We start from the raw sequence: 2,734 nt of genomic DNA on the forward strand, positions 1-2,734 counted from the left end.
CGGCGAGATCGGATTGCAGGCGCTGGCGACGACGCCGAATCCACAGCGTTTCATCGTCACCTATCGCGATGGCGCCGCGCCTGCGCTGGCCTCGCGCGCGGCACCGCTGGCGGAGGCCGCGCGCATGTTGCCGGCCCGGCGCGGCCGTGCCCTCGGCCTGGCATCGTTGCGGCGCCTGGCGACCGGTGCCGACGTCATCGCCGCTGATCGCAGCCTGGATCGCGTCGAGGCGGAGACGCTGATGCGGCGCCTGGCCGCCGATCCGGCGGTCGCGCGCGTGGAGGTCGATGTGCTGTTGCGCCCCTTGCTGGTCCCGAACGATCCTGGCTTGTCCCAACAATGGGCGTTCGGAACCGGGACGGCGACGATCAATGTGCGCCCGGCCTGGGATCTGGCGACGGGCAAGGGCGTGGTGGTCGCAGTGCTCGATACCGGCATCACCGCACATCCGGATCTGACCGCGAACGTGTTGCCGGGCTACGACTTCATCAGCGATCCCCTGGTGGCCGGCGATGGTGGCGGCCGCGACCGTGACGCCGCCGATCCGGGCGATGGCTATCCCGCCAATACCTGCGGTGCCGGTACGCCGGCGGCGAGTTCGAGTTGGCACGGCACCCATGTGGCCGGCACCATCGCCGCGGTCACCAATAATGCCGCCGGTGTCGCCGGCGTCGCCTTCAACGCGAAGCTCCTGCCGGTGCGTGTGCTGGGTAAATGCGGTGGTTATCTCTCCGATGTCGCCGACGCCATCGTCTGGGCGTCCGGCGGCGCCATCGCTGGCGTTCCCGCCAACCCGACGCCGGTGCAGGTCATCAACCTGTCGCTGGGTGCCGCCGGAAGCTGTTCGCCGACGATGGCAGGGGCGATCGCGAGTGCGGTTGCGCGCGGGACCAGCGTCGTCGTCGCTGCGGGCAACAGCAACAGCGATGTCGCCGGCAGCGTGCCCGCCAACTGTCCGAACGTGATCGCGGTGGCCGCGACCACCTCCGCCGGCGCCCGTGCCAGTTTTTCCAACTATGGGGCGGGCGTGGACATTGCCGCTCCCGGACAGGGCATCCTGTCCACGCTCAATACCGGCACGCTGGGGCCGGGGGCGCCGGCGTATGCGTCCTACAGCGGCACCTCGATGGCGGCGCCGCACGTGGCCGGCGTCGCCGCGCTGGTGCTGTCGGCAGCGCTGAATCCGCTGACGCCGGCGGAACTGGAGGCCCGGCTGAAGGCCACCGCCAGCCCGCTGCCGGTGGCGTGCACTGCCGGCTGCGGTGCAGGGCTGGTCAATGCGGGTGCGGCGGTGGCGGCGACAGTGAAGGCGCAGACGCTGGTGCGTGGCATGCCGATGGCAAATCTGTCGCTCAAGGCGGGAACGTCGCTGTACTACCAGATCACCGTGCCCGCCGGCACGTCGGCGCTGACGCTGGCCCTGAGCGGCGGCAGCGGCAATGCCGATCTGTACCTGCGCGCGGGCGCCCTGCCGACCGATACCGCATACGGTTGCCGGTCGGTCGCCGCCGGTACCACCGAGCGCTGCACGCTGACCTTGCCGGCCGGGCTCTATTACGTGCGGATCAAGGCGGTCACCGCGGTGGCGGGCGTGAGTGCGACCGCGAGTTACTGACGCGCCTCACTCGCACAGGTCGCAGGCACGTGCCTGCAGTGCGTCGAGCACCTGCGCGGCCTCCATTTCCAGCAGCAGGCCGCGCTGCCCGGCGTTGAACCAGACGCTGCCTGCGCCCAGTGCCGTTTGCTCGATCAGCACCGGCGCCGGCCGCTGCTGGCCCAGCGGACTGATGCCGCCGACCTTGTAGCCGAGCCGGTGCGGCGCTCGGCCTCGGCGGCCTCCATCATCCGCGCCGCCTTGCCGCCCGCGGCGGCGGCCAGTTTCTTCAACTGCACGCGGCGGTCGGACGGGACCACCACGCAGACCGCGCGCGTGTCGACCCAGGCCATCAGACTCTTCAGCACCCGCTCCGGCGGCAGGCCCAGCGCCTGTGCGGCCTGCAGGCCCTTGGCGCCGGCTTCGGCTTCGTAGTCGTAGGGATGCAGCCGGTAGACGATGCCGGCCGCATCCAGCGCCTTGGTCGCGCGCGTGGCCTTGGACATCGCCGCTCAGGCCGCTTCGAAACGGTTCGCCGCCACGTTCTTGCGCACCTTCTGCGGATCCCAGATGCGCCCGTTCATGGCGATGTAGACGCCGGCCGGCAGCGACTGCACTGCGCCGACCGCGCAGCCGATGTTGAACTCGGCGTCGGAGCCGCGGAAGCGCGCCGGGTTCAGCGCGCCGGTCATCACGATGGTCTTGCCCTCGATCGCCTGCAGCACCTTGCCGGTCTGCACCATCGAGTCGGTGCCGTGGGTGATCAGCACATGGCGCGCGGACTGCGCGGCGATGGTGGCGCGGATCAGCTCGCGGTCTTCGTCGGTGATGTGCAGCGAATCCTTGCGGATGATCGGGATCACCGTGAAGCGGAAGGTCACGCCCAGTTCCTTGAGGATCTGGCCGATCTGCGGGTCGCCGATCTGGTAGTCGGACTTGTCGTCGAAGTAGATCTTGTCGATCGTGCCGCCGGTGGTGACGATCAGGAGTTCTTCCATTGCCGTTCCTAGAAGCATGTCGGGGCGTGGCCGTGGCCGCGCAGGCCGTCCATGATACCGGGCGCGGCGGTACGGCCGCTCAGTCGCGCCCGGCCGCGCCGCGGCGGCGGGCGAAGCGTGCGCGGATGCCCGGCGCGCTGGA

The 2,734-nt window shown here is 70.4% G+C and carries 2 protein-coding genes and 1 pseudogene; 1 reads left to right on the forward strand and 2 read right to left on the reverse strand.

What is annotated here, in order from left to right:
* Nucleotides 1–1,615: S8 family peptidase (locus tag D588_RS0116045; protein ID WP_017916702.1), on the forward strand; the 1,615-nt coding region annotated here is incomplete at its 5' end.
* Between the two features lie 6 nt (nt 1,616–1,621).
* Here D588_RS0116045 and D588_RS25050 read toward each other — a convergent pair.
* Nucleotides 1,622–2,100, reverse strand: a pseudogene (locus tag D588_RS25050) (YbaK/EbsC family protein).
* Nucleotides 2,101–2,106: 6 nt separating this feature from the next.
* On the reverse strand, nt 2,107–2,592 hold the full coding sequence (locus D588_RS0116055; protein WP_017909075.1) for an asparaginase domain-containing protein: 486 nt from the start codon (nt 2,590–2,592) through the stop codon (nt 2,107–2,109).
* Nucleotides 2,593–2,734 lie beyond the last annotated feature (142 nt).

This window comes from Xanthomonas sp. SHU 308 (genome assembly GCF_000364645.1).
Classification (GTDB): Bacteria; Pseudomonadota; Gammaproteobacteria; order Xanthomonadales; family Xanthomonadaceae; genus Xanthomonas_A; species Xanthomonas_A sontii.